The 21932-nt window shown below is 37.1% G+C and carries 25 protein-coding genes; 10 read left to right on the top strand and 15 right to left on the bottom strand.

The window, feature by feature from the left end; all coding sequences use genetic code 11:
• Positions 1–54 precede the first annotated feature (54 nt).
• From AACK98_RS06960 to AACK98_RS06920, 9 genes are all read right to left on the bottom strand, one after another.
• Positions 55–918: an ABC transporter permease subunit gene (locus AACK98_RS06960; RefSeq protein ID WP_339041014.1), complete on the bottom strand. Its 864-nt coding sequence runs from the start codon at positions 916–918 to the stop codon at positions 55–57.
• A complete protein-coding gene (locus AACK98_RS06955) occupies positions 915–1856 on the bottom strand; it encodes a hypothetical protein (protein ID WP_339041012.1) in 942 nt (313 codons plus the stop codon). The genes AACK98_RS06960 and AACK98_RS06955 overlap by 4 nt, the downstream gene beginning before the upstream one ends.
• A gap of 50 nt (positions 1857–1906) precedes the next feature.
• The gene (locus AACK98_RS06950; protein ID WP_339041011.1) at positions 1907–2362 is read right to left on the bottom strand and encodes a biopolymer transporter ExbD; all 456 of its coding nucleotides are present in this window, start codon (positions 2360–2362) and stop codon (positions 1907–1909) included.
• A gap of 20 nt (positions 2363–2382) precedes the next feature.
• Positions 2383–3105: a protein TolQ gene (gene tolQ / locus AACK98_RS06945; RefSeq protein ID WP_339041009.1), complete on the bottom strand. Its 723-nt coding sequence runs from the start codon at positions 3103–3105 to the stop codon at positions 2383–2385.
• Positions 3106–3241: 136 nt separating this feature from the next.
• Positions 3242–3589 carry an iron-sulfur cluster assembly accessory protein gene (locus tag AACK98_RS06940; RefSeq protein WP_339042656.1) on the bottom strand — a complete coding sequence of 116 codons (348 nt, stop codon included), beginning with the start codon at positions 3587–3589 and terminating at the stop codon, positions 3242–3244.
• A gap of 16 nt (positions 3590–3605) precedes the next feature.
• A complete protein-coding gene (gene iscU / locus AACK98_RS06935; protein ID WP_339041007.1) occupies positions 3606–4001 on the bottom strand; it encodes a Fe-S cluster assembly scaffold IscU in 396 nt (131 codons plus the stop codon).
• A 95-nt stretch (positions 4002–4096) separates the two neighbouring features.
• The gene (locus AACK98_RS06930) at positions 4097–5314 is read right to left on the bottom strand and encodes an IscS subfamily cysteine desulfurase (protein WP_410519982.1); all 1218 of its coding nucleotides are present in this window, start codon (positions 5312–5314) and stop codon (positions 4097–4099) included.
• Positions 5315–5322: 8 nt separating this feature from the next.
• Positions 5323–6480, bottom strand: coding sequence for a cysteine desulfurase family protein (locus AACK98_RS06925; RefSeq protein WP_339041003.1), 1158 nt, complete (start codon positions 6478–6480; stop codon positions 5323–5325).
• Positions 6481–6928: 448 nt separating this feature from the next.
• Positions 6929–7339, bottom strand: a complete 411-nt coding sequence (locus tag AACK98_RS06920; protein ID WP_339041001.1) for an Rrf2 family transcriptional regulator — start codon at positions 7337–7339, stop codon at positions 6929–6931.
• Positions 7340–7637: 298 nt separating this feature from the next.
• Between AACK98_RS06920 and AACK98_RS06915 the strand changes: the two genes are divergently transcribed.
• Positions 7638–8342: an alpha/beta hydrolase gene (locus AACK98_RS06915; RefSeq protein ID WP_410520031.1), complete on the top strand. Its 705-nt coding sequence runs from the start codon at positions 7638–7640 to the stop codon at positions 8340–8342.
• Positions 8335–9225, top strand: a complete 891-nt coding sequence (gene murB, locus AACK98_RS06910; RefSeq protein ID WP_339040997.1) for a UDP-N-acetylmuramate dehydrogenase — start codon at positions 8335–8337, stop codon at positions 9223–9225. The genes AACK98_RS06915 and murB overlap by 8 nt, the downstream gene beginning before the upstream one ends.
• A 250-nt stretch (positions 9226–9475) precedes the next feature.
• Here murB and AACK98_RS06905 read toward each other — a convergent pair whose 3' ends face one another.
• Complete coding sequence (locus tag AACK98_RS06905) at positions 9476–10426, bottom strand: fructose-bisphosphatase class II family protein (protein ID WP_339040995.1); 951 nt, start codon at positions 10424–10426, stop codon at positions 9476–9478.
• Positions 10413–11687 (bottom strand): NADH-quinone oxidoreductase subunit NuoF, encoded by a 1275-nt coding sequence (gene nuoF / locus AACK98_RS06900; protein WP_339040993.1) that lies wholly within the window; start codon positions 11685–11687, stop codon positions 10413–10415. The genes AACK98_RS06905 and nuoF overlap by 14 nt, the downstream gene beginning before the upstream one ends.
• A gap of 197 nt (positions 11688–11884) precedes the next feature.
• Between nuoF and AACK98_RS06895 the strand changes: the two genes are divergently transcribed.
• The 5 genes from AACK98_RS06895 (at position 11885) to der (ending at position 16285) form a co-directional block, all read left to right on the top strand.
• Positions 11885–12235, top strand: a complete 351-nt coding sequence (locus AACK98_RS06895; RefSeq protein ID WP_339040208.1) for a hypothetical protein — start codon at positions 11885–11887, stop codon at positions 12233–12235.
• Entirely contained in the window at positions 12204–12593 is a 390-nt protein-coding gene (locus AACK98_RS06890) for an IS1 family transposase (RefSeq protein WP_339040210.1), read from the top strand. The genes AACK98_RS06895 and AACK98_RS06890 overlap by 32 nt, the downstream gene beginning before the upstream one ends.
• Positions 12594–12725: 132 nt before the next feature.
• Positions 12726–13256, top strand: coding sequence for a ribosome maturation factor RimP (gene rimP / locus AACK98_RS06885; RefSeq protein WP_339040991.1), 531 nt, complete (start codon positions 12726–12728; stop codon positions 13254–13256).
• Positions 13243–14802, top strand: a complete 1560-nt coding sequence (gene nusA, locus AACK98_RS06880) for a transcription termination factor NusA (protein WP_339040989.1) — start codon at positions 13243–13245, stop codon at positions 14800–14802. The genes rimP and nusA overlap by 14 nt, the downstream gene beginning before the upstream one ends.
• On the top strand, positions 14786–16285 hold the full coding sequence (gene der / locus AACK98_RS06875; RefSeq protein ID WP_339040987.1) for a ribosome biogenesis GTPase Der: 1500 nt from the start codon (positions 14786–14788) through the stop codon (positions 16283–16285). Before nusA ends, der begins: the two co-directional genes overlap by 17 nt.
• 188 nt (positions 16286–16473) lie before the next feature.
• Here der and AACK98_RS06870 read toward each other — a convergent pair whose 3' ends face one another.
• Positions 16474–17337 (bottom strand): hypothetical protein, encoded by an 864-nt coding sequence (locus AACK98_RS06870; RefSeq protein WP_339040985.1) that lies wholly within the window; start codon positions 17335–17337, stop codon positions 16474–16476.
• A 611-nt stretch (positions 17338–17948) separates the two neighbouring features.
• On the opposite strand from AACK98_RS06870, the gene AACK98_RS06865 reads away from it, so the two are divergent.
• Positions 17949–18314, top strand: coding sequence for a NirD/YgiW/YdeI family stress tolerance protein (locus AACK98_RS06865; RefSeq protein ID WP_339040983.1), 366 nt, complete (start codon positions 17949–17951; stop codon positions 18312–18314).
• Between the two features lie 249 nt (positions 18315–18563).
• On the opposite strand, the gene tnpA is transcribed toward AACK98_RS06865, so the two are convergent.
• From tnpA to AACK98_RS06850, 3 genes are read right to left on the bottom strand one after another with little or no spacing between them, the layout of a single operon-like run.
• Positions 18564–18914 carry an IS200/IS605 family transposase gene (gene tnpA / locus AACK98_RS06860; protein ID WP_410519981.1) on the bottom strand — a complete coding sequence of 117 codons (351 nt, stop codon included), beginning with the start codon at positions 18912–18914 and terminating at the stop codon, positions 18564–18566.
• Positions 18889–19275 (bottom strand): IS1 family transposase, encoded by a 387-nt coding sequence (locus tag AACK98_RS06855; RefSeq protein ID WP_339042653.1) that lies wholly within the window; start codon positions 19273–19275, stop codon positions 18889–18891. Before AACK98_RS06855 ends, tnpA begins: the two co-directional genes overlap by 26 nt.
• Positions 19182–19565 (bottom strand): hypothetical protein, encoded by a 384-nt coding sequence (locus tag AACK98_RS06850; protein WP_339040981.1) that lies wholly within the window; start codon positions 19563–19565, stop codon positions 19182–19184. The genes AACK98_RS06855 and AACK98_RS06850 overlap by 94 nt, the downstream gene beginning before the upstream one ends.
• A 1357-nt stretch (positions 19566–20922) precedes the next feature.
• Between AACK98_RS06850 and ssb the strand changes: the two genes are divergently transcribed.
• Together ssb and AACK98_RS06840 are read left to right on the top strand one after the other, a co-directional pair.
• Positions 20923–21387 (top strand): single-stranded DNA-binding protein, encoded by a 465-nt coding sequence (gene ssb, locus AACK98_RS06845; RefSeq protein ID WP_339040979.1) that lies wholly within the window; start codon positions 20923–20925, stop codon positions 21385–21387.
• Positions 21388–21682: 295 nt separating this feature from the next.
• Positions 21683–21841 carry a hypothetical protein gene (locus AACK98_RS06840; RefSeq protein ID WP_339040977.1) on the top strand — a complete coding sequence of 53 codons (159 nt, stop codon included), beginning with the start codon at positions 21683–21685 and terminating at the stop codon, positions 21839–21841.
• Positions 21842–21932: the final 91 nt, after the last annotated feature.

Genomic DNA, 21932 nt, shown 5'->3' with positions numbered 1-21932 from the left:
TTTTTAAACAGACATACTTGTCATACTTTTCAAGATTAGCATCGTCAAAATACTCTAATTCAATATTTTTCTTCTCATTTGAAGCATCAATATAACTATCAAGCCTGCAACAAACTTCAGGTCAGATGGTTCGAGCCCAAGGATCAAGACAATGACCTGAATTTGTTGGTATATTAAACCGCCAATGAGACTGGAGCAATTATTACTGAACACTCCATTTTGCTTTATAATACTTTGCCCTATCATCATTGCAGCCAAGGCATTTATTATAATGCCAACCCCCATACCTATATCGGCATAGCCTTGTAGTTGCACAGCTAATGCGCCAGCAAGTGCAATAAGTAAATTGGCAATGAAGAAACAAAGTGCAATATAGCGCTCCATTATAATTCCTTGTAAGGCAGCAAGAGTTTGATTTAAGCCCACTGCACGCATTCTGATACCATATTCTGTAAATAGGAAACGGTATAAGATAAGTATAGCTGCAAAACAAATAACGAATATTATTGCGTTCTGACTCCATATGTTATGGAATACACCATTGAACATGTTACTAACATTAAACACTCCTATATTAGGTTTGCTCATTAGTCTTAAGTTGATGCTATATGTCATTGTACTTACTATAATGCCAGCTAGCAGGCTATTTAGCTGTAGTCTAGAATATAGAAGCGAAGTACATATACCAAGGGTTCCACCAGCCATTGTTCCTAAGAGAGTTGCAGAGAAAAAATTAGCTCCATTAAGTAGCATGATTCCACATAAGACAGCGCCAATGGTATATGAACCTTCTGCTGTAAGATCTGGCAAATTTAGAATTTTAAATGGCAGCATTACGCCAAGCGCAATTATCCCAAGCAACATACCTTGTTGAATGCCAACTGTAGCTAAATCTATAAAACCAGAAAAGCTTATCATTGTACCATGCCACTAGAATCAAATGTAAATTCCATATCTTTCCATATATCATACTGATCTTTATATAGACCTGGGAAAGGAGAGGCGTCACGCACTGCACGCATTGCACTTTCTAAAAATGCTTGGTAATTCTTGTTTCTTGTTCCAGCATCTGCAAATGTCTTAACAGTAATTACCTCTCCTTTTGCATTCAGTGAAACGATGACTCTAACTCTCATAACATCATTTGCTCCAGCGCCGCCACTAAATGGTGCAACATACCAAAATTTTTGCACATGCGATCTGATTGCTGCTTCTTGACTTGCAGTCATAGGGCGTTGCTTGTCATATTTCTTTTTTGAATGTGACTTAATAGCTTGATTGACTTCTTCTATATCATCATAGATATTTTTTGGTTTCTTTTTAGTAGTAGAAGATTTTAAAGACTTAAGAACACTATTAGACCACTCATCCTCAGATTTCTTTTTTTCGTTCTTTTTATCTACCTTTGGTATAGGTTTTGTATGGCTTTTTTGTTCTACAGGTTTTGGTTCTTTAGGTTGCTGTTCTGCCGGCGTTTGCTCTATAGGTTTTGGCTCAACTTTTTTTTCTGTGTTAGGCATGTTCTCCTTTGGCAAGTCCATTTCTTTAGGCGTTTGCTCAATATCTTTTGTTTTTTCTTGCTTAGTGGAATCAATATTTTTATCTTTGGTAGGCTGTTTTAGCTCTTCAATAGGTTCTTTTGAGTTGCTAGTAGTCCTATTCACAGTATCTTGCTTAGCTTCAATAGTCTCTGGTTGTTCGGGTTGCTCCTGCTCTTTGGGTTCTTTTGGTTGTTCTGGTTTTACTTGTTGAGGTTTATTTGGAAGATTTAAGTCTCGACTCGCATCTAGAATATCTAGTATAATCGCTTTCTCTTGTGGCAATTCCTCAGGAGAGCTTGGGAAATGTATCAACATAAAAAGCCCAAGACACAAGTGTAGTACGATTGAGTAAACAAAACTAGTGCTCATTTGTGTTGCTTGGAATTATTGCTATTTTTATTTTTTGAGTTATTTGTAGAAACCGTACTAACTAAAACAACATTCTGAATTCCTGCTGACCGCAAGTTGTGAAAAACCTCAACTATCTTGCCATAAGTTGCGTCACAGTCGCCACGTATGAAAATCCTTATATCGTTTTTTTCTCCAATTATAGCCTTAATTTTTACTGCCAAATCGGAAACAGATACGGCGCTCTCCTGTAGATATACTACTCCTTGCTTATCAACAGTAACGGCTAGTGGCTCATCTTGTCCTGAAACAGGATTTGCGCTATGTGAAGGTAAATTAACATCTACACCTGAAACCAACATAGGTGATGTTACCATAAACACTATAAGTAGAACTAACATTACATCAACAAACGGAGTAATATTTATCTCACTACTGAGCCCATATTTTCTACTAGAATTTCTTCTATTCAAGATGCGAGGAGTAATAGCCATCAGTGCTTATCTAGATCTCTAAATATTATATTACTTAACTCTATCATGAAATTCTCAGCTCTGCCGCTTAAACTCCCTATTTCTTGTGAAAACTTATTGTAAAAAATCGCAGCGGGTATTGCTACAATAAATCCGCAAGCTGTAGCAAGTAGTGCTTCTGCAATACCAGGTGCTACAACAGCAAGAGTAGTATTCTTAGAAGCAGCTATAGATTGAAAGCTATGCATAATACCCCAAACGGTTCCGAATAGTCCTGTAAACGGGCTGCTACTAGCGGCAGTTGCTAAAAATCCTATATTAGATTCTCTCTCTGCAATTGCCTTATTACAAGCAACCTGCATTGCATTGTTTATTCTAATATAAATCGATTCCTTATTTTTTATGGGGAAGTTATTGATGCCCTCTGTTGCATTTAACTCCTGCATTGCAGCTATTAAAATGCGCGAAAATGGGTTAGAATCACGCTTTGAAATTAGATTTTTAAATAACATGTCTAGAGATTTCCCGGACCAAAACTCCTTTTCAAACGCTTTCATTGCCACTTTCATCCTGAAAAATTCTACATTCTTGTCAATGATAATTGCCCAGCTACAAACGGACGCAATCAAAAGCAATATCATTACCGCCTTCACCACAATATCAGCTTGCATGAATAGCTCAAAGAATGAGACGGCATCATACTTTTCAACCAAAGGTGCAACATTCTGCACAATATCATTCATAGAGGAGGCTCCAAATACACCAAAAGTTAATAGTATTAACAGAAGAATAACACAAATTATCAGCGTATTTTGCGTATGTTACAATTCAGTTATAAGCAAGATTTCTATCAGCATTTTTTAGAAGAAGCAATAATCTTTACGTATAGAAAGATTCCCCGCAGCCACAGCGTCCCTTTTCATTAGGATTAATAAAAACGAAACCAGATCTTGTTTTTTCGTCTTTGTAATCCAACTGTGTGCCAAGAAGATATAAAACAGCCTTTGGTTCTATAAAAACAGTCACGTCACTTTCTGTTACTTCTTCAGCAAGGGCCGGTTTAACGTCGGCATATTCGAAAGTATATGCAAGACCTGAGCAACCACCTGATTTGACTCCTACTTTAATACCAAGAGCAGGAGACTTTCGCTTTTCCATTAGGTACTTAATCCTAGAAACAGCAGCTTCAGTCAATGTTATTATCGCTTTTTTAGAATCAGTTCTCATATGATGTAAATCTAAACTATATGTTTGCAACATCTTTTTGTTTTTCATAATCTGCTATAGCAGACCTAATTGCTTCTTCTGCAAGTACAGAGCAGTGAATCTTCACAGGTGGAAGCGACAGCTCTTCAACAATTGCTGTATTCTTTATTTTTCTTGCTTCTTCAAGTGTTTTGCCTTTAATCCATTCAGTAGCTACCGAGCTAGACGCTATAGCAGAAACACACCCAAATGTCTTAAACACTGCATCCTCTATTACATTAGTCGTTGGATTGACTTTAATTTGTAGCTTCATCACATCTCCGCATGAAGGTGCGCCAACAAGACCAGTTCCCACATTTTTCTCACCTTTTGGAAAAGAACCAACGTTTTTAGGATCTTCATATATGTCTATAACTTTTTTGCTGTAAGCCATTTGAAAATCTCCATTATTTCCTAAAATTTTTTCTATTCACTATTGTATCACTTTAAATTCGAATAGCACTATATGTATGTTTAATTATGCAAAAACTAATGAATCGCCCAATTAATTTGGTTTATATCTATTCCTTCTTGCAACATATCCCAAAGAGGGCTAAGTGCTCTTAAGCGCTCTACTGCTTTTGCGATTAATGAGATGGCATAATCCACTTCCTCTTCCTTTGTAAATCTTCCTATTCCAAATCTTAAGGAAGTGTGCGCGAGATCATCTCCAACTCCTAAAGAACGTAAAACATAAGACGGTTCAAGCGATGATGAAGTACAGGCAGAGCCTGAAGAAACTGCTATGTCTTTAATAGCTGCAATCATTGATTCCCCCTCTATGGCAGCAAAGCTAATATTGATGCAGCCTGGGTATCTATTTAATCTATCGCCATTCAAATAAGTCTCTGGGATTTGGAGTATTGCATCTATGAATTTATCACTCAAGTGTTTAATTCTTACTCGTTCTTCTTCCATATCTGCCTTAGCGTACCTTGCCGCAGCGCCAAGTCCAACAACTAAGGGTGTAGGTAGGGTGCCTGATCGCATTCCTCTTTCTTGTCCACCGCCACTTATTAATGCAGATAGCCTAACTCTTGGTCTCCTGCTAACATAGAGCGCGCCAATACCTTTTGGACCATATATTTTATGTCCAGATATACTAAGCAGATCTATCTTCATTTCTTGCACATCTATTGGGATTTTCCCAAATGCTTGCGCAGCATCTGTGTGAAAAAATATACCATGTTTCCTACAAATTTCCCCTATCTCTTTAAGGGGTTGAATTACACCAATCTCATTGTTGACAGACATGACGGAAACTAAAATTGTCTTATCTGTTATTGCATCTTCCAAGTTCTTAAGATCTAGTACGCCATTTCTCTTTACATGCAGATAAGTTACCCTAAAATCCTCTTGTTCTAGATAACGACACGTATCAAGTACGCATTTATGTTCTGTTACAACAGTAATTATATGATTTTTAGATTCTTTATAAAAATGTGCAACTCCTTTTAATGCAAGGTTATTTGCTTCAGTGGCTCCTGAGGTAAACACTATACTTTTTGAATCGGTTCCAATTAACTCTGCAACACTATTTCTTGCCTCCTCAACAGCAGCTTCCGCTTCCCATCCAAATTTATGAGTTCTAGAATGTGGATTGCCAAATTTTTCTCTAAAATAAGGCAGCATCTCATCCAGCACTCTCTGGTCAACAGGAGTAGTTGCTTGGTAATCCATATAAATGGGCAATCTAACGCTATGCATATTATCTCTCAAAAATTATTTACTGATTTATATAAATCAGCCCAAATTCTAACAAATTTATCAATCTCTGCTTTGTTATTTCTATGACCTAGGCTAACCCGAATGGCACTATTTGCGATAGATTCGCTGTAGCCCATAGCAAGTAAAATCCTTGATAAATCCACTTTTCCGGAAGAGCATGCGGAGCCTGCGCTTACCATGATTCCGTTCGTGTCAAAATGAATAACCTGAGTTGCAGCAGGAACCCCAGGCATAGAAATCATGGATGTATTCGGCAGTCTTTTTACATTTTTTCCAAAAATAATAGCATCTGGAGCTAAGCGCAAGATCGAGTCCTCTAGGTAATTTCTCAAATCTTCAATTCTAGAATCAAAACCTCGTTGCCTCACTATGTCACATGCAATGCCAAGTCCATATATGGCAGGAACGTTATGAGTGCCGGGTCTTATTCTATACTCTTGCCCACCACCGAAATAGCTAGGCATAATCCCTACATCTTCTTTATAAATTAAAGCTCCAACGCCGATTGGAGCGCCAAATTTATGTCCAGATATAGTTGCAACATCAATATCCATATATGCGAAATCTAACGGAATTTTTCCTATAGCTTGTGTCGCATCAGTATGGAAAATACCGCCATGCTTATGTGCCAATGCTGCAATTTCGGCTATAGGTTGTACAACGCCTGTTTCATTATTTGCCATCATTACAGAAACCAAAAATTTAGCACCAGAACTTTTTAGTACAAAATCTTCGATAAGCTTTTCAGCACTAACTATATCTATAATACCATCTGAATTCACAGGTATTGATCCAACGCCAACATTATGCAGTACGGAATCATGCTCTATTGCAGAAGTAATTTTTGAGGTATCTCGCATCCCTAAAATTGCTAAGCTATTCGCTTCAGTAGCAGAACTAGTAAAAACTATTCTGTATTCACGCCCTAAATTTAACAATGCTCTGAGTTTAGTGCGCGCATCTTCTACCAAGCACTTTGCGCGCCTACCTATGGTATGCGCAGAGGATGCATTCAGTGGAATCCGCATCACTTCAGATACAGCAAGCTCAACATCTTTTAACATAGGTGCAGTTGAGTTGTGATCAAAATACACTAGATCTACTAACATTTTAGATACTCTAGCATTATCGCTCCCTACTACCATATAACAACTTATAACAATGTATAAATAAACAACATCCGTTTCACTACAAGAAATAGAAAGTTAAGGAATCAAAAACATATGAGTTTTTCTATAGCCATGTTAGCTAAGTTATTATGCAAGACTTTTTGAGTGAATTTTCCATATTACTTAGTTAATTTCTTTACAAATATGTAAAAATATTATGTGCAAGAAGTTCATTAGTACTCTCTTCACGCGTGCACTTATATAGGCAGTGCAATATAACTAGTCATACTTTTTGAAATTGGCGCCATTAAAATACTTCTTATGACATATGTATGTTGCCTGCATTTCTCACGGCTTTTTTAAAGTATAATTTCTTATGTACGCAAGTTAAATACAAACTCTTTATTTATCTCAGAGTTATAACGCAACAACCAGACACGATATGGGATCATCCTCTACTCTTAAACTCATTTCGAAATCAAACTCATAAAGCAACGCCGCTACATGCATCAGCAAGAGTAATGCTTCTGAGATAAGTTCTGATATTCTTCTCAAATGCTACCCAAAGATTATGAGATGCGCATCGCATTCCGTCAGAGCGGCAAGCGCCACTATCATCACACTTTGTCATCTTTACACTTTCGCCAACTGCCTCTACTATTTCCTCAAGACATATAAGAGTACTTGGTTTATTTAACATATACCCGCCGCCAGGGCCTTTAATACTCACTACCAGTCCACCTTTTTTCAGCTTCACAAAAATCTGCTCAAGATATCCGAGATCTATTTGCTGTCTAGACGAGATGTCGCAAAGCCGAACAGGAGATGTATTACCATACATCACAATATCTAACATTGCAGTCACAGCATACCTCCCTTTTGTTGTCAAAAGCATAAGCAAATACAAAATCATATAAGATAGAATTGTCTCATATCAAACTCCTTTCTTGCTATGCACTTCAAAGCTAGAGCTTGAAATGTCTGGCAGAAGTAAGCTGCAAAAACTAAATAATAAAAACATAAAACAAGCATCATAATGAATGTAATCAGCTTTCCATTTATATACAAAATACGTTATATTTAGCTTGATTCAAATGCTCCTGTTATTTAGTATCGTGTACGCTCTTTGCGCAGCCATCTGTTTGGCAGTGTATAATAACCTAGTAAATAAATCAACTATAAAACAATCTAATATGCGAGAATTAATTTTAAATGGCGCGGCTGGAAAAATAGAAGCTAAATATTGTCATTCTTCACAGCAAAATGCGCCAGCTGCAATAGTTCTTCAGCCTCATCCACTTTACGGCGGAACAATGAATAATAAAGTTGTGTATAACACATTTCACACTTTTGCTAAGCGCAATTTTTCAGTTTTACGGTTTAATTTTCGCGGAGTTGGGAAATCTGATGGAACTTTTGATCATGGTGTTGGTGAACTTTTAGATGCTGCGATTGCTTTAGATTGGCTTGGAACACAAAATCCTTCTGCATCTAGTTATTGGATTGCTGGTTTCTCATTTGGAGCATGGATTGCTATGCAACTTTTGATGAGGCGTCCAGAGCTAAGTGGCTTTGTTGCTATCTCGCCGCCAGCTCATTCCTACGATTTCTCGTTCTTATCACCATGTCCTGCGCCTGGGATTATCATCCAAGGAACATTAGACACAACAGTGCCTGAGTCTGCGGTATTTAGTCTATATGAAAAGTTGGAAAAGCAAAGAAATTCAGATGTGGAATATTTCCCCATCACAGGTGCAAATCACTTCTTTGACGATCACATTGACCAACTGATTAGCGCTATAGATTCATATCTAGAACCAAGGGTTAATATGCAAACGGTTCCTAAAAAGGTGAAAAAAGACAGAAGAAGAAGACAACAAGGAATTATCAATGAATAACACAGCTTCTTTGCCAGAGGTTCGCGGTAGATATAGGTTTAATGCAGATCTTGACAAAATGTGTTGGTTTGGAGTTGGAGGACGTGCATTTGTTGTTTTTTTTCCAGCTGATATAGATGATTTAGTATGTTTTTTGCGCAGGAAAGATCCGGCATTGTATGTTTATGTAATGGGTGTTGGCTCTAATTTGCTGATTCCAGATGATGGATTTCAAGGGGTTGTAATCAGGTTAGGGCGAGGGTTTAATTATATTCATCACAGCGATCTTTTCGTTACTGCAGGGGCTGCAGCAATGGATCTCAACGTCGCGCTTTATGCAGCGCAGCACGCTATATCTGGACTTGAATTCCTCTCCGGAATTCCTGGCACTATTGGAGGAGCTCTTGCAATGAATGCAGGGGCATATGGGCATGATATAAAGTCTATACTTTTGGAAGCAACTGCTGTTGATCTACATGGTAATGTTAAGGTTTTTAGTGCAGATGAGATTGGCTATTCATACCGCTCTAAAACACTAAATGATAATTGGATATTTACTGAAGCAAAGTTTCTTGGAAAACCAGGATGTGAAGAAGAAATATTCATTAATATAAAGAGAATACAAGAAGAGAGGCTAAAAACTCAACCTATTAAGTCAAAAACTTGCGGCTCTACTTTCAAAAATCCACAAGGATTTAAGGCGTGGGAATTAATTAAGAACTCGGGCTTATCTGGAGCTAGTGTAGGAGGTGCTTCAATCTCAACTATGCATTGCAACTTCATAATCAATACAGGCTGTGCAACAGCCAGTGATATAGAAAATTTGATAAAATATGTCAAAAAAACGGTGTATGAAAATACCGGAATTATGCTAGAAGAAGAAGTTAAGAGGATGAAAATATAATACCAACTTCCACAAATAACATAACACTTTAGCTTTGTCCTTTTAGAAAGTACGCATGCCAAAAGTCTCGAAACAAGTATGAAATGCTGCCAGAAGCGTCAAAATAGCGCTTTAAATCCGCAGGAAAATGTTATAATAAACGCAAAAACCTTAAGTATTTTGTGAAAGCAGTGTTTTGCTGCACAGGACCAATTAATGTATCCAAAAATTAGCACAGGGCTGAATCCTGGGCTAATTTTTGATGTATAGACTATATACTTGGCGGCATACATGAGGTGATTTTATTGTATGTACCAACGTTTGGGCCAAAAACCATTGTGTTAAATACAAGATATTGTGTTTCAAAATTTTTTACTAATTTTACACCTTTTAATATATTGCCGCTTGTCACACCTGTCATCGCTACTACTGGGCCAGATCTAACCATATCGCTAATCTCTAAAACATCACCACTTGAGCTTTTTGTTTTATTATCCACAAGCAGCCTACCTTGCATTTTTCCACCAATGCATCTCAAAGCCGCAGCTGCGATTACACCTTCTGGTGCGCCGCCGATTCCTATATACATATCTGGTGCGTTATTATCGCTACTAAGCAGTCTGGTTGATATCACTGCCGCAACATCTCCATCAGATATGAGTAATACCTTTGCACCTGCCAGCCTTATATCCTCAATTAATTTAGTGTGTCTTGGTCTTTTTAGCACTGCAACAGAAATATCTGAAACATGGCATCCTTTAGCCTTTGCCAGTATCTTAATATTTGCCTCAACAGGATTCCTAAGATCGACTTGACACGGAATGCCAACGGCAATCTTTTCCATATAAACATCTGGAGCTTCGAGAAGACTTCTTACTTGCCCCATAACTATCACAGAAAGAGCGCCGTTTGCTCCCTCAGCACAAATTGTTGTTCCCTCAAGTGGATCCACTGCGATATCAACTTCTATATTTCCAGTACCTAGAGCTTCACCACAATAAAGCATAGGCGCTTTATCCCTCTCACCTTCTCCTATAACAACTCTTCCAAGTATTGCAGAGTGATTCAAGTATCTCCTCATAGCATCTACAGCTGCTCTATCTGCAGCAGTCTCATCTAGCCTGCCAATGTGTTTAAAACAGGCTTCGGCAGCTCTCTGAGTTGATGCTACTGCAATATCCCTAATTAAAGATTCGTTTTCTAAAAAACTATTTAGTGCCATGAAACTGCTTCATCCTATCTTCAATTACGCCTCTAAAATTCTTGATGAGACCCTGAATTGGCCAAGCTGCAGCATCACCAAGTGCACATATAGTATGCCCTTCAATTTGCTTAGTAAGATCTAGCAGTTGATCTATTTCTGAGAACTCAGCATCGCCTTCAACAAATCTCGACATCATTCTATATAGCCATCCAGTGCCTTCACGGCAAGGTGTGCACTGACCACAAGATTCGTGCATATAAAATTTTGAGAGTCTTGCTATTGCTTCTATTATATCTGTAGATTTATTCATTACTATAACACCAGCTGTTCCAAGACCTGATCCAGCGGCTTTTAAGCTATCAAAATCCATTATAACTGTATCACAAACATTTTTAGGTAAAAGCGGGACAGAAGAGCCACCAGGGATGACCGCAAGCAAATTATCCCATCCGCCAATTACACCTCCTGCGTGTTCTTCTATTAACTCCTTTAGCGGGATGGACATGGCCTCTTCAACATTACATGGCTTATTTACATGTCCTGAAATGCAAAAAATCTTAGTACCTGAGTTATTTTTTGCTCCTATCGAAGCAAACCAGTCTGCTCCACGTCTCATTATTGTTGGAACGACTGCTATAGTCTCCACATTATTGACGGTAGTTGGAGCTCCATAAAGACCAACGGCAGCAGGGAAGGCTGGTGGTTTTAGCCTTGGCATGCCCTTTCTTCCCTCAAGGCTATTTAGGAGTGCAGTCTCTTCACCACATATATAAGCTCCTGCTCCTCTATGAAGATAGACATCGAAATTATATCCAGATCCACATGCATTCTCTCCAATTAAGCCATTTTTATATGCTTCATCTATTGCTTTCTGTAGAATAACAGCTTCATTATAAAATTCACCACGTATGTATATGTAAGCTGCAACTGCACGCATTGCATATCCTGCTATCAGTGCACCCTCTATGATTTTATGCGGTTCAAATCGTATTATATCACGATCTTTACAGGTTCCAGGTTCACTCTCGTCTGCATTAATTACAAGGTATGATGGTAATTTAGAGTCTTTAGGCATAAAAGACCATTTTGTACCTGTAGAAAATCCTGCTCCTCCTCTACCTCTAAGGCCTGATTTTTTCACTTCTTCTATAATTTCATCATGCGTACGCTTTAGTATGGAAGCGGTGCCAGCCCAATCACCCCGCTCTTTGGCTGCACTTAAGTCAAATCCCAGATTTCCCGCAAGGTTGTGAAAGATTCTGTCGGTATTTTTTAGCATGGCTGCCTACTTCTTACGGATAGATGGACTTTATTTTTGTATCAACATAATGATAGCCCATTATAAAGACGCAAATCAAGTTTTTCAACTTTTTCAGCAAGTCTATATTAGGCATTGCTAACCAAGAATAGATTTTGCTTTTAAATTCGCGTATATGTATACTGCCTTGATAGTAAGTTATATTGGAAGCATTATATATGTTAAGTTGTAAGCATTGTGGCAGCATAGGAAGCACAAAGAATGGCTATATTAAAGGTCGTCAGAGGTATAAGTGCCTAGAGTGTAAAAAGAGCTATAAGTCTGGAGATATGAGAGTAAAGTACAGCCTTAATAAAAAGATGAAGGTTGTTAGTATGTATCTGGAGGGAGTTGGAATTAGATCAATCGAGAGATTAGAAAAGGTCTCGAGTTCACTTATAATAAAGTGGATTAGAAAATTCTCAAAGCTTCTAAAACAAAGGCTGAATGATGTTACGATACCTGAGGATGCCAAGCAAATCTCAATTATTGAGCTGGATGAGCTTTTTAGTTATTGCCAAAAAAACTAACAAAGTCTACATTTGGCTTGCTGTTGATAGGGACAGAAATAAAGTTGTTGATTTTGAAGTGAGCATTGTCAGGGATTTTGCATCCTATCTTCCGATTGCCATGCGATTACAAAGTAGCTACGAGATAGAGATATCATGCAGTGACCATTACGACGTTTATGAAAAATTTAGGATTGCTAAAAAACACTATTCTACTAAGGCAGAAACGTCTTTAGTGGAATCATTCAACTCATTAATACGGCACTATTTAGCCAGGTTTCATCGTAAAACCAAACGTTACAGTAAGGCCATAGATATGATCTATAACTCTATCCTAATGCTTTTTAATAAAGACTTGCTGATATCTATCTTTAGTTAGCAATGCCTCAATAATTTTCTAATTTTCTGTTGACGCCATATAGTGATTAGAGTACCATTCGCTTTACAGGTCATAAGGCTGGTGTTTTCACCAGCCTTATTTTTTTGTAGCAAGCATAGGTTAGTTAAGAAAATGTTGGTTTTTAAAACTCAGCTGGAGAGAGAAGTACTAGAGCTTTTGGAAAGTTCCATGGAAGCTATGGGGTACTGTGCGCTGCGCGTTAGAATTAATCAGGGAAAAAAGAGTAAAACACTACAGTTGATGATTGAAAGAATGGATTCTACCCAAGTGTCGGTTGAGGATTGCGAAAAGGTGAGTAAACAAGCTTCTGTATTGCTTGATTTGCATGAACCTATGAGAGATAGATATTACCTTGAGGTAAGCTCTCCTGGTATTGATAGGCCGCTTACAAGATACGAAGATTTCTCTACATATGAAGGAAATAATGTTAAAATCATTTTAAATCATCCTATTGATAATCAGAGAAAGTTTCTTGGAAAACTATGTGGTCTCAAAGGAGATAATGTTCTGTTGCAACAGCAAAGTGTTAGTGTAGAATTAATAGAAATTCCAGTATCCAATATATCGGAAGCCAATGTAGAAAGTAATATGCTAAGAAAAGTTATATTAAATAGATCACGGGGGAGAAATGCAACCAAGTAGCTTTGCAAATAACGAGATTATACAAGTTGCCGAGGCTGTAGCTAGAGAAAAGTCTATCCCGAAAGAAAAAATTATAGATGCTCTTGAAGAGGCAATGAGAGTTGCTGCCTATAGAAAGTATGGTAGAGAACATAAGATCTGTGCATCCATAGACCGCAAAACGGGAGCTATACATTTATATAGAGAGCTACTTGTAGTAGATGATAGAGATGAGTTAAATAGTAATATGCCTGAACAAACAGAAGATGGGGCAGCGCAAATGCAGATGATTACCTTGCAGAATGCAAGGTATAAAAATCCTGATGCTCTACCGGGTGATATTTTAAAAGATTCTCTTCCACCTCTTGACCTTGCTAGGCTTGCTGCTCAATCTGCGAAGCAAGTAATAATATCCAAGATTAAAGAGATAGAAAGAGAACAACAATATGAGGATTTCCAAAACAGAGTAGGTGATATATTACACGGTATTGTTGATAAAGTTGAACATAATAGGATTGTAGTAAAAATTGGGAATGCAGATGCTGTGCTGAGACGTGATCAAATGCTGAAGGCTGATCATTACAAACAAGGTGAGAGAATAAAAGCATACTTGCTTGAGTTAGACCGTTATGGCAAAGGTCCACAGATAATTTTGTCTAGAACAGATAAGCAGTTTATAGTTAAATTGTTTGCCCATGAAGTGCCTGAGATTTATGAAGGCATAATACAAGTGAAGTCTGTTGCTCGCGATCCAGGGTCACGTGCAAAGGTTGCTGTATTCAGTCCAGAATCTGCAATAGATCCTATAGGTTCTTGCGTCGGTATGCGTGGAGCAAGGGTGCAAGCTATTACCGCAGAGTTAAAAGGAGAAAAGATAGATGTTATCGAATGGTCATCCGATCCTGCAACGCTAGCGATAAGAGCCCTTGCTCCTGCTTCTGCAACAAAAGTGATAGTTGATGAGGATAACAGGAAATTAGAAGTTGTTGTCCCTACTGATCAACAAAGCATAGCAATAGGTAGGCAAGGACAGAATGTAAGACTAGCTTCAGAACTGATAGGTTGGAAGATTGATATATTAACCGAAGCAAATGAAATTAAGCGTAGACAGGATGAGTTCAACGGCGCTACAGACTTGTTTGTTGAGGCCCTATATTTAGATAATCTGCTTGCACAGCTTCTTGCTTCGGAAGGTTTTGTGTCTATTGAAGATGTTGCAGAGGCAGATATAGGATATCTTTCAAGCATACAGGGGTTGAATGAAGAAATTGTCACGGAACTAGTTGCACGTGCCAGAGAATATATCAAATTAAATGCAGAGTCGAAAGAGTCTCAAGTAGATATTCCAGAAGAGAAAGAATCTTTGCCAGATACCAGTATATTTACAGATATTGGTATTACTCCTGAGTTTGCAGCTAGATTGATCGCCTCTGGTGTGGGGAATATGACAGAGCTTGCTGACCTATCACGTGATGAGCTAGTGGAGTTGATTCCTGATCATAATCTTTCGATTGAGCAAATAGATGATATAATTATGTCCGCAAGGAAGCATGTCTATTTTTCCTAAGGTTGTAATCGTTGGAAACCCAAACGTAGGAAAGTCCACCCTGTTTAATAGAATGGTACAAAAGAAAGCTGCTATAGTCACAGATGTTCCAGGGACTACAAGAGATTTTAATTCCTGCAACGTAACTTTTGCAGATTATCATTTTACTGTTATTGACACTGCTGGTTGGGAGCTTTTGCGTGGAGATGTAATAAAAAGCCAGATGCGAAGCAGTACTGAGCAAGCTCTTGGAGATGCAGACATAGTCATGTTTGTTGTCGACGGGAGATGTGAGCTCTCTGCTGCCGATACTGAACTCGCTGGAGTTGTACTGAGATCTTCTAAAAAGGCACTACTTATTGTGAACAAAAGCGAAGCTGGTTTTAAGCTTGACACAAATGAGTTATATAGGCTTGGCTTTGGAGAACCTATCTTTATATCAGCAGAACATAAATTAGGTTTCCAAGAATTATACCTGGGATTAATTGAAAAAATAGAACAATTTCATAGTCTGCATGGTATCAATACTAGTAATGAGATGCAGGAAGAATGCATAGAGCAGGATGAATTTCTATTAAGTGCTAAAGCAGTATCTAGCGAGGACAAACTGCTTCAGTCAAGTGAGCAAGAAAAACCCAAAGCAGAATATAGCAAAGAACAGCAGTGGAGCTATGATAAAAAAATTCCACGCTTTGCACTAGTTGGAAGGCCAAATGTTGGGAAGTCCACATTATTTAATAAAATTATTGGCGCCAGGCGTAGTATAGTATCTGAAGTAGCTGGCACAACACGTGATATCGTGAGTCATGATATAGCCTTTGATGGAAAGATTATCACGTTACTTGATACTGCCGGCCTTAGAAAACAAAATAAAATTGATGAGACTGTAGAAGAGTTATCCATAGAAAAAACAAAAGAAGCCATATCAAAAAGTTGTGTACTCTGCCTTGTAGTTAGCGCACCACAGATGTTTGAAAGTCAAGATATTGCAATAGCACAGCTAATCACTGATGCCGGGAAGGGATTAGTTTTAATTGTTAATAAGTGTGATTTGATAAAAGATTGGAATAGCTTGAGAGAGGAGACACAATTCCATGTAAAAAAATATATTTCATCTGTGAATGATATTCCAATAATATTTACATCAGGGCTGAATAGCTCAAAACCTACTTGTAATGAGATATTGCAAAAGGTTCTGGAGACTTTCTCTAAGTGGAATTCACGCTTTTCTACATGGCAATTAAATAAATGGCTTAAGCAAGCAATTCAAATCCACACTCCGAGCCGTGCTTCATCTGGAAGATCCATTAGGTTAAAATACATAACACAAACAAGAACATGCCCTCCAACTTTCGCACTTTTTACTAACTATCCAAATGATATCGATGGGCAATATGTGCGCTATTTATATAATTCTTTTGCCAAACACTTCCATTTATCTGGCACTCCGATAAAATTATTGTTCAAGAAAACTAGCAATCCATATGTGAAAAATAGTCATTAAGTATGGCAAAAGTGTATATACTTTTAAAAAATGAAGAAGTGATATTGATAGTCAAGGAAATTGAAAACTTTGCAATTAAAACCGCCAAAACTTGCTTTGCTACGCAAATAAATTTTTGACGGATAGACTAAATAGATGGTACCCTCCAAATCCTCGCAAAGTTATTAACAAACACATACTGCTCTTTCTTACACATCACCGAACCACAAAGACACAGCTGTTTCTTGATTGGTAGCATTATCAGTGACATCACAAGTGGCATTATTATTGATGTCATAAGTAACATACTTAGTGATGTCACAAGTGGCATGATTAATAGTCTCAGATCTTTGCAAGCTGTGACATAGCATACCATCAATAGTCTCTATAGCTATAGAAGAAATATAGGAAGCGATCTCATTGCCTGGCATAAAATCCGCAGCAAGACGGTAATTTAGTGTATTAATACCGCCTATGTTACCTTCATGTGGTGTTAATTCCTGAGAATATAGTGTGGATTCATGAAATATCTCCTGCGAAACTTTTCCAATAGCAAAGTATGCAAGATATATTGCAGAGTTTAGCATCACTGGGTTTAAAGCAGTATTAGCTTCCAATGCTTCTTTAGTTTTTGCAAGTACAGCGAACTTGAAGATGAAGCGCGTGGACCATATAGCAGAGTCTAAAACTGTCGGCGTATAACCACCCAAAACACATCCTATTGGTAAACCTATTGCTCCTGTCGATACACCTTTTTGTAAAGCATATGCTACAAGGTTGGTCTCTGGCTCTGCGCTGCCGAGAGAATCCCATGATATGAGTGTCATAGTAGCTATAGGCAGATTTTCTAATAATGCTTTAGACACAACACATCTAGAGAGAATATCACGCTCTTCAGCACATTTATTCAGTGCTTCAGTATTATCAAATCCATTTAACCAAAGCAGCCCTGGCTCTAACACTGACAATGCTAATTGAGTAGCAATTACACTATCCAAAAGTGACTTTGTAGAAGTCATGAAATTCGCACTACCAAAAAGATGTCCTGTTGCTAAAGCTATAAAGGCTGGCATAACAGCGTAAACACTATCTTGAACATTCTTATAACTGGGAGTTATTATTGCAGCTAAGGAAAAAAGTATCATACTTTCAGTTCTTGATTCCATCATACTAATTTACCTGACAATTAAATGGTTGTAACAGCATGATCATTACTATAGTCTGTAATGTAGAAATTATTTATAGAATTAAGCAAGTGCAGAAAAACACAAGAATTTACTCAACAAAGAGTTGTGTATTGTATAAAGCTATCTATATAATGTCAAGTACTATTCCTTGCCTTGCGATTTATGTACCTACTGTGAACAAGTCATTAAATCCTCACAAACCTTATAAATCTATGCTCTTTTACATGTAATAAACCGTTCAGATATCACCAGCATTTCGCTCTATTGTCGCATAAGATTGCTTTATATTGAATTAGAAGAATAAAATGTTACACTACTATTAATGTAAAATGTCATTTGCCATGTGGAACCAGTAGATTCTAAACCCTTACATGGAATCAGCGTGGGTAGTTGTAATTCTGCGCCACCACCAAAATATTATGTTCTGAAACAAGATCCAAATATCAACATAATGGTTATTTTTAATAATAAAAAAGAAAATAATAAAGCAGGTACTTATGAGAAGAATTATTTTATTTATGTTAATGATGCTTTATAGCACATATGCCTTTGCTAAGCAAGATTACGTAGTAGTGGGCGGTTTTGCAGGACCCACTGCTATTGCGCAAGTGATTACTGTTGAGCAAGCTAAAACAATGAGTGATGATACTATGGTAATATTACAAGGTAATATTATCAAACATATAGGTGGAGATAATTACATATTCAGTGATAGTACTGGTTCTATTAACATGGATATTGATCATAAATTATGGCTTGGTCAGGTAATTACTCCAGACGATAAGGTAGAAGTGAGAGGGAAAGTAGATAGAGATTGGAATTCAATTGAAATTGATGCAAAACAGATAACTAAGATGAAGTAAGTTATGGCTTTTTAGCAAATCACTTGATACTTTCTACTCTATCCACCAAAAAATAGTACGCGCGCAAAAAGCCTCAGAAGAGGCATAAAATGGCCCCCCGAGTGTCAAAATAGTATTTTAAATCCGTAAGAAAATGTTATCAATTACTACCGGCTAAAGCGCGGTAGTTTGTGTAACGCTTGCAAAGCAGATTAAAAGCGTAAACGCTAAAACTCTGATATTCTAAAATCATCTTTTTTGTGATGTTCCTCATGCTGTTCTATATAGTTTTTGCACTTCTTCTGAATTCACATTGCAAACTGTCACAACAAAATACCCTCTGGCCCAAAGATGTTGTCCCCAATACCGCTTACGGAGCAGTGCAAATTCCTGTAGCAACTTACGACTACTTATACCTTTAATATATTGCACAGCTTTAGATATTGATATACTAGGCGGAACCAATGCTAATATATGTACGTGATCAGGACTCATACTGCCACTAATTATATTTATGTAATTAGCAGCACATATTTCTCGGATTACTTCCCTAGTTCTAATCGCAACTTGCCCAGTTAAAACTCTATACCTATACTTAGTACAAAATACGAGAGTTTTCACATAAAGATAGATAAGAGCTGTTCTTGATATTGTTTGAATATTTGTGTATAGTAGCGCACCAAAGCTTGATGGATCCGTATACCATTGACTCTTTGTTAGAAACGATTTTAGTGCGCCGTGTCATTCGGCCTAAATGATGTCGTGTGTTGCTATTATCTCTCTCGATACATACTGTGCCAGACTTTCCAATTGTATGACGCTCTTTGGGTAAAATTTTAGAAAAAGCATCCCAATCATCCGTATAAAAATGACATTCTTTCAGATGACTCACTTTGTTGTAGAGCTTTTGGAATGTTGCAGTATCACGATTGCCTGTAACCCAGGCAACGGTTCTCCTTGTACTACGATCAACTGCCTTAATGATCCAAAGCTTGTTTTTTTTGAACCAATAAAATGCCACATCTCGTCGAATTCCATCTCCATAATATCCGAAGAGACAACTGGCTCCTGAGTCTTGCCCATCGCCTCTACTACCCAGCGATAAATTATGGACGGCGAATGCCATAATATCTTGCATAACATAGAAAAAGAGCCATTACCAAGACTATATAGCATAACGCATAATGCTTTCTTAACAGCTGTTTGAGGCTTCTTGCCCAGATCGCCCTCAACAAAATTTAGAACATGATCTGCACTTATAACGCTGTACACCCCCTCACAATGCCATTCTTTACAAAGATATCAGAGCAACATCCCTTACAACAAACAATAAAACCACTCTTTAGTTTTTAAAAAAGTGATCATATCATACTTCTATCTAATCGTGAAAACTCTCAAACATTTAAGGCATATGTTCTAAGTCAATGCTTTTATTCATATTTTAAAGGCTAAAAAGCCATCTATTGCTAATCAATAATTCGGGTTAGTAATGGAAATTGAGAGTATTATAGGATTGATATGTGGTTTAAATTTTAAAGCTAAAATTAGATTCTTAGTGCAAAACTTCCAAGCCATTCATTATACTGTAGATTTTGTTTTAAATATATAATATTTATCACTTCCTTTGTTGTTGCGTGCAGATAAAATGCTTGTGTAAGGGTTTTTAGTATGATTTTTAGAGTGCTGGTTAATTTCTAAGCCAAATATTATATATATTTGTGAAGAAGTTAACGAAGTGATACTTTAAAAATCAGGCCAAAGGAGTCTGCGAAAGTTACTTTACCGGCAGTGCAATAATTCTCAACTTAAAATCTCGACTTAAAGAGTATAAAATTATTGTGATTGCTCTTTTTAAATCATGATCAAATGTCAGAAATAATTTTATATTAAAGTTGAGTTGTAATTGCTATTGAATAGCGAATAAATGTTGTACTAGTGGAATATTGTAGATTTCCCTAAATAATACGTTAATTATTTTGCATTGATTGTTGTATAAGAATTTATTATAGGTTGCTATATGGTAAATTTTATATTAATGCTTTTTTATTGTCTCTATATCTAATTATGAGAATTAGATATAGAACGCTTAATAACAAAAATATTCTTTTAGCAGACAGTGACACTTTATAAGACTAATTTTCTGCTTGAAGATAAGTGTTATATGGTACTGATAACAAAGTACATGCGCATGGATTTTGGTGGCATGATTTTTTAGAATACAAGTTAATTGCCGCACCTTATACTTTTACATATTTGCAAAGAAATTAACGAAGTATGGAACATTATGTCAAAAAGACCTGCACAATGCCTTTGCTAATAATGCTATATTATGCAGTAATAAATGTACGTGAAGCTATTTAGTGCTAATTGTTTTAGTCAAAGAGTAGAGTTTTAATATTCTAAACTAGTCTTTTATTACATTGGAGATTTTTGAAAGGATTCTAGTAAAATGATGAATTTGACTTACTTTAGTGTTTGATTATATCAGAATCGTTACTTGTAATTCTTTTTATTGCACAAATTTTAGCAAATGTATCTTGTGTATGTGCATGCATATGCAACTAACAAGTCGAAGGCATCTAATGCTTTTGTGTTTTCATTATTTATAAGAAAGTAAGAGGATATAAATATGGCTAGCGGTCTGAATCGCGCAACTTTAATAGGGAATGTTGGAAGAGAACCCGAAATAAAGGCGTTACAAGAAGGGAAGGAAGTAGCTGTTTTTTCATTAGCCACTTCTGAGGTCTGGCGTGATAAGGCATCTGGTGAAAAAAGAGACAAGACAGAGTGGCATAGGATAGTTGTATTTGCACAGCCACTTGTTCTGCTTGTCAAGAATTATGTGCATCAGGGGTCTAAGTTATATATCGAAGGTTCTATACAAACGAGAAAATGGGCTGATCAGTCTGGGGTAGAGCGTCATGTAACTGAAATAGTGCTGCAACCATACAGCGGTACTATAGTGCTTTTAGATTCGAATAAGGGGGCGCAACAAGGGTCTTGGCAAAAAAACGATAAGGAAAAAGGTGATTTTACGCAACCTGTTAGTAATGCATCATATAATCCAGACTTGGAGGATGAAATTCCATTCTAGAAAGCTATAAGGCAACAGTTATGGTGAAGTAATCTTTTTGTCTAATGTTTACGGATATTGAGCTGAGTATTTTCTTGTAAAGGTATCATTGTATAGTTCTATGTAGTGGTATGTTATGCGGACAAATTATATATCCGAAAATTAATTTTAGTACATTTCACTTTCCGCAAAAATTTATTTGTGCAGCAAATAGATTTTTGACGGACAGACTGTATATAAGGTTCTTACATATGTTATATATCGATATATATGTAAGATGTGCAAGCCTGCTATAGTAACATCTTGCATAAAATGTTTGTTAATTGTTATAATTGGCTTTGCAAAAAATAGACTTCTTAGGAAGTTTATTCCGGTAAAGCAAGTGCAAGGAGCATACGAAAGCACAAGGAGGCGCGGAGTGTACAGAGAAGCGCATGACATCCTGAAAAAGAGGCTTAAGGATGCGATAAAGTAATTTGCTGCTGGAAAAACGTGTTTGAAGAAGAAGTCTAATGAGTTCAAAATGTAAATTGGGTCAATGTGCAAGATTGGCGTAATACCAACTC

Origin of the sequence: Candidatus Lariskella endosymbiont of Hedychridium roseum (assembly GCF_964020185.1) — a bacterium.
In the GTDB taxonomy this organism is placed as follows: domain Bacteria; phylum Pseudomonadota; class Alphaproteobacteria; order Rickettsiales; family Midichloriaceae; genus Lariskella.
The sequence above is the reverse complement of the archived record's forward strand: the minus strand, read 5'-3'. Positions and strand labels throughout refer to the sequence as shown.